Origin of the sequence: Methyloglobulus sp. (genome assembly GCF_046714055.1) — a bacterium.
In the GTDB taxonomy this organism is placed as follows: domain Bacteria; phylum Pseudomonadota; class Gammaproteobacteria; order Methylococcales; family Methylomonadaceae; genus Methyloglobulus.
On the sequence record NZ_JBKKBJ010000020.1, the window covers coordinates 1 to 4508 of the forward strand.

Here is a 4508-nt window from a genome sequence, read left to right on the forward strand (position 1 = left end):
GATGCGCTTCATTAACTCCTAACAACACGGCCAAACCCCATAAGGGTTTGGATAACGCCACCCCTTATGAAATACTTACCGCTTATTTTAATCAACCCATCTATAAACAACCCTGAGATTTCTTACAAGTAACGAATTTCAATTGTTGAACTGTCGGGCTATCCGGTTAATGGTTACAGGACTGGAATCATATAGTGTCCGTCCTTGTCCCACATTGTACCAGAAAGTCCCTAGCGGCATTACGCTAAACGTAATATACTATCGGTCATGATAAAGTCTTTCCGCTGCAAAGATACCCAGGCGTTATTTGAAGGCGGTTCGCCAAAGCGTTTTAGGGCGATCCAAACTGTTGCGGAGCGAAAATTGACGCTGTTGAACAATGCCCCGCCAGCTTGGAGTTTTTGAAAAGTCCGCCCGGCACTAGGCTTGAAGCCTTGAGGGGCAATAGGCTGGGTCAACACAGCATTCGTATCAACGATCAGTGGCGGTTGTGTTTTAGGTGGTGTGGTGGTGATGTGTTTGATGTCGGGATGGGGATTACCACTAGGGGGGAATGATGATAATTAATGGCTTGCGCCCAATTCATCCGGGTGAAATATTGCGGGAAGAGTATTTGTTGCCTTTAGGCCTTAGCGTGAATGCCTTGGCTAAAGCCCTGCACGTTCCCGCTACCCGCGTCCATGAGATCGTGAAGGAAAACCGTAGCATTACGCCCGACACGGCCTTGCGCCTTGCCCGTTATTTTGGCGGTGACGCTAAGTCTTGGCTAAACCTGCAAACTGAGTACGATTTAAAGATTGTGGCAAAAGATTCAAGCATTGAAACTGAGGTTTCGCCACGGGAAGCGGCGTGATTTGTTTAGATCACCATTTGTTTAAATTTTCTTTAACCATAAAAGTAAATTGCGCTATGAGCGATACTGCATACGCCAAAACTACTGTGTACGTTGGTGTGGCAGAAGATTGGTAAGCCCAAAAAACGGGTGTCCAAATAGCCGCGACAGTAATTAATCCGGCAATACCAGTTAATGTTTTTTCGCTTAATTAACTCCATTTTAGATTGCCATTTTTGGCGTTTTTTTGGGTTCGACTTGAGGTAAGCAGTAAACACAAGCGCTATCGGACTTTTTGCATAAACGGCAAAATCGCCGCCCCATTCTTCAAGCCGTCCAGGTAATCAGCCCAGCTTTGCATCATCTTATGGCGTTCCGGCAAGTGGGCAGTCCTGTTGTATGCCCTTCCGTTGGGGTCTCTAACGCTATGGGCTAGTTGATGCTCGATAAAATCAACCCGAAAGCCCAGCACTTCATCAAGGATAGTCCTCGCCATAGCCCTAAAGCCATGTACTGTCATTTCGGACTTGTCAAAGCCCATCCGCCTGAGTGCCGCCAATAACGCCACGTCTGACATTGCCCTGCTGCCGTTGGGTGTCCTTGCCGAAGGGAAGACAAAGCGTCCATTGCCTGTTAGCGGATGCAAGCTGGTCAATATCTCAATAGCTTGCCTGGATAAGGGTACGATGTGCTGTGTATTGGTCTTTGTTACCAGATAATGCCATTCCTTAGCATCAAGGTCAATATGCGCCCATTCTGCATGACGCAATTCACTCGGCCTGACAACACCAAAGGTGCAAGCTGCATTGCCGATTTCACGATTAAAGTGCCGTTAAAGCCGTCGATTGCCCTTAATAATGGCGCAACCTGCTTCGGGTCTGTCATTGAGGCAAAGTGACCACCCTTAGCCGTTGGCAATGCGCCGCTAAGGTCTTGGGTAATGTCACGGATAGCCCTGCCCGTGGCTACTGCATAATGGAAGACACGCCCTGTTATCTGCTTAACCCTATGTGCTGTCTCTATTGCTCCGCGTTCTTCAATGCGTCTAAGGCAACTCAAGATGTCCATAGGCAGGATGTTTGCTATAGGCTTGCTGCCACCACGGGGAAATATTCTGGCTTAATAGCCGTGTTGGTCGGTCGCTTTTATCTTCGGACTTCTTGCTTATCCATTCCCTTGCGATAACCTCAAGGCTATTACCTGCGAGTTCTGCCTTTGATTCCTTAACGGCTTTTCGGTTATCGCTGGGGTCTGCACCATCTGCAATCAGCTTTCTGGCATCGTCCCGCCGCTGCCTGGCTTGCTCAAGGGTAACATCGGGGTAAGTGCCGAAAGACAAGCCTTTTTCGTTACCCCCATAACGATACTTAAACCGCCACCACTTAGCCCAACCCTTAACGCCGGGCTTCACCAAAAGGAACAAGCCTTTTTCGTCTGCCAACTTGAAAGCCTTGCCTAGCTTGGCCTTCTCGCCCCTGTGGGCGTTCTTACATGCGGTGCCTGTTAGCATTTGGGGGTAACTCCATTTGGGGTAAGTGCTGTTACCCCAGATTATTACCCCTGTTTAGCGTGGGATGTCAACGGATTTTGCGGGACTAGTTGGGACTGCTTAGTAGGCTAAAACCTTGGTATTACTGGGTTTGTTGGATGTTGTGGGACGGCGTGAAACAGTGCATTGGTGGCGATAGGTGGACTTGAACCACCGACCCCGGGGTTATGAATCCCGTGCTCTAACCAGCTGAGCTATATCGCCTTTAGGGAGGGGCTTTTGAAAGACCGCGAATTATAGTTACCGCCCCATGCTTTGTCAAACGTTGAATCGGAAATGCACGACATCGCCGTCTTTAACGATGTATTCCTTGCCTTCGAGTCGCCATTTCCCGGCATCTTTAGCGCCTTGTTCTCCTTTGTAGCCAATGAAGTCCTGATAGGAAATGACTTCAGCGCGGATAAATCCTTTTTCGAAATCTGTATGGATGACACCAGCAGCTTGGGGGGCAGTGGCACCATTAGGAATAGTCCATGCCCTGACTTCTTTTATGCCGGCGGTGAAATAGGTGGCTAGTTTTAGTAAGCTATAGCCTGCCCTAACAACGCGGTTAAGTCCCGGTTCTTCCAAGCCCAGGTCGTCGAGGAACTCTTTTTTTTCACCGTCCTCCAGTTGGGCTATCTCCGCTTCTATGGCCGCACAAATTGCTACCACTATAGCCCCTTCTGCATCAGTAAAGGTCTTTACCTTATCAAGTAAAGGATTATTGTTAAAACCGTCATCCTGGACATTGGCAATGTACATGGTGGGTTTAAGGGTTAGCAGGCACAAATCTTTGATGAGGGCTTTTTCTTCATCTTCTAACAGTAACCCTCTTGCGGGTTGTCCAGTATCCAATTGCTGATAAACGCGCTCTAAAACCTGTTTTTTTGCCAGATCATCCTTGTTGCCGGACTTGGATGCTTTACTGACGCGCAGCAATGCCCGTTCCACGGAAGCCATATCGGCAAGGGCCAGTTCGGTATTGATGATTTCAATATCGGAAAGTGGGTCGATTTTTCCGGCAACGTGAATGACATTATCATCTTGAAAGCAACGGACAACATGTGCAATAGCATCGGTTTCGCGGATATTCGCCAGAAACTGGTTACCCAAGCCTTCACCTTTTGATGCGCCTGCGACGAGTCCGGCAATATCGACGAACTCGATAGTGGTTGGAATGATGCGTTCTGGTTTAACGATTTCTGCCAGTTTATTCATTCGGTCATCGGGCACAGGCACCACACCCACGTTGGGGTCGATGGTGCAAAACGGGTAGTTTTCCGCCGCGATTTTTGCTTGGGTTAGGGCGTTGAACAAGGTTGATTTGCCGACATTGGGCAAACCAACAATTCCACAGTGTAGTGCCATAAGTTCTCTTGGAAACGGATAAGAGGTTAGTTTTAAAGGGGGAATCTTGCTTAAAAAAGCTGCGCTGCGGCATTATACAAGTTCCAAAAATAATCTGGACAATTAATGTGGTTACGGCAGTTAATGCAAAGTGATTTTTAACTTAACGATAAGCTGCCTGTAATCGACTTCGTCCAGTGCATCACTGGCAATGAGAATAGTGGGTTTATTCTGCATCTGCAGGAATATAAAAGTGGTCGTAATGACAGTTGACTTTAAAATATCTACAGCCTCAAAATCGCCTCCATCGGAAATTTCCCATGCCAGTTTTTCGGTGTATCTGATTTTGCGCCGTTCAATTTTAAGGCGATGAAAATTCATCTTGAAATTAAGTCCGATGAGGAAGGCCACTCCCAACTTCAGGCCAAAAGGGAGGGTGTTCGCGATGCTCGCACCCAGGGCGAGCACATGGATAAAGATGAGTAACCGCAGTAATTTTTTTGAAGGGTTGAGTTCAGCGATAAACCGGGAACTGTGTTTTTTTGTGTACAAATGGATTTCCTAAGTTTTACAGTTTCAACAGGTCAGATGTAGTTGCCGCATTTCCTATAAACATGCCCATTATGCCCCATGAAGCAAGGTATAATTAGCGAAGATTTTTTAGGCTAGTCCTTATCGTATGAGACCTTTGCGCGAACCCAAGCCCCTAACTGGTAAAATAAGCCCTTATCAAAGCCCGAACAAACAGCCCATGTCTTGGAAGTACCTAGCCCAAACCAGTTTAAGCGATGCCCTTGT

General features: G+C 47.4%; 8 protein-coding genes and 1 tRNA gene. 2 read left to right on the top strand and 7 right to left on the bottom strand.

The genetic code is table 11. The annotated features are described in order from the left end of the window. Window positions 1-239: 239 nt before the first annotated feature. Entirely contained in the window at window positions 240-461 is a 222-nt protein-coding gene (locus ACLQ6D_RS01105; protein ID WP_411725409.1) for a hypothetical protein, read from the bottom strand. On the opposite strand from ACLQ6D_RS01105, the gene ACLQ6D_RS01110 reads away from it, so the two are divergent. Further along, window positions 435-557 carry a hypothetical protein gene (locus ACLQ6D_RS01110; protein WP_411725408.1) on the top strand — a complete coding sequence of 41 codons (123 nt, stop codon included), beginning with the start codon at window positions 435-437 and terminating at the stop codon, window positions 555-557. The genes ACLQ6D_RS01105 and ACLQ6D_RS01110 overlap by 27 nt on opposite strands. Beyond that, window positions 554-853, top strand: coding sequence for a HigA family addiction module antitoxin (locus ACLQ6D_RS01115; protein ID WP_411725402.1), 300 nt, complete (start codon window positions 554-556; stop codon window positions 851-853). Before ACLQ6D_RS01110 ends, ACLQ6D_RS01115 begins: the two co-directional genes overlap by 4 nt. A gap of 262 nt (window positions 854-1115) precedes the next feature. Here ACLQ6D_RS01115 and ACLQ6D_RS01120 read toward each other — a convergent pair whose 3' ends face one another. From ACLQ6D_RS01120 to ACLQ6D_RS01145, 6 genes are all read right to left on the bottom strand, one after another. Further along, on the bottom strand, window positions 1116-1601 hold the full coding sequence (locus ACLQ6D_RS01120; protein WP_411725403.1) for a tyrosine-type recombinase/integrase: 486 nt from the start codon (window positions 1599-1601) through the stop codon (window positions 1116-1118). Continuing rightward, window positions 1541-1900: a tyrosine-type recombinase/integrase gene (locus ACLQ6D_RS01125; RefSeq protein WP_411725404.1), complete on the bottom strand. Its 360-nt coding sequence runs from the start codon at window positions 1898-1900 to the stop codon at window positions 1541-1543. The genes ACLQ6D_RS01120 and ACLQ6D_RS01125 overlap by 61 nt, the downstream gene beginning before the upstream one ends. After that, window positions 1878-2342, bottom strand: coding sequence for an Arm DNA-binding domain-containing protein (locus ACLQ6D_RS01130; RefSeq protein WP_411725405.1), 465 nt, complete (start codon window positions 2340-2342; stop codon window positions 1878-1880). Before ACLQ6D_RS01130 ends, ACLQ6D_RS01125 begins: the two co-directional genes overlap by 23 nt. 166 nt (window positions 2343-2508) lie before the next feature. After that, window positions 2509-2585 (bottom strand) — tRNA-Met (locus ACLQ6D_RS01135). Between the two features lie 54 nt (window positions 2586-2639). Then, window positions 2640-3731, bottom strand: coding sequence for a redox-regulated ATPase YchF (gene ychF / locus ACLQ6D_RS01140; protein WP_411725406.1), 1092 nt, complete (start codon window positions 3729-3731; stop codon window positions 2640-2642). A gap of 120 nt (window positions 3732-3851) precedes the next feature. Beyond that, a complete protein-coding gene (locus ACLQ6D_RS01145) occupies window positions 3852-4262 on the bottom strand; it encodes a protein YgfX (protein WP_411725407.1) in 411 nt (136 codons plus the stop codon). Window positions 4263-4508: the final 246 nt, after the last annotated feature.

Bases quoted from the DNA above. Each gene is read 5' to 3' on its own strand.
- ACLQ6D_RS01115 (WP_411725402.1), top strand. From the start codon at position 554: ATGATGATAATTAATGGCTTGCGCCCAATTCATCCGGGTGAAATATTG.
- ACLQ6D_RS01125 (WP_411725404.1), bottom strand. From the start codon at position 1,900: ATGGACATCTTGAGTTGCCTTAGACGCATTGAAGAACGCGGAGCAATA.
- ACLQ6D_RS01130 (WP_411725405.1), bottom strand. From the start codon at position 2,342: ATGCTAACAGGCACCGCATGTAAGAACGCCCACAGGGGCGAGAAGGCC.
- ychF (WP_411725406.1), bottom strand. From the start codon at position 3,731: ATGGCACTACACTGTGGAATTGTTGGTTTGCCCAATGTCGGCAAATCA.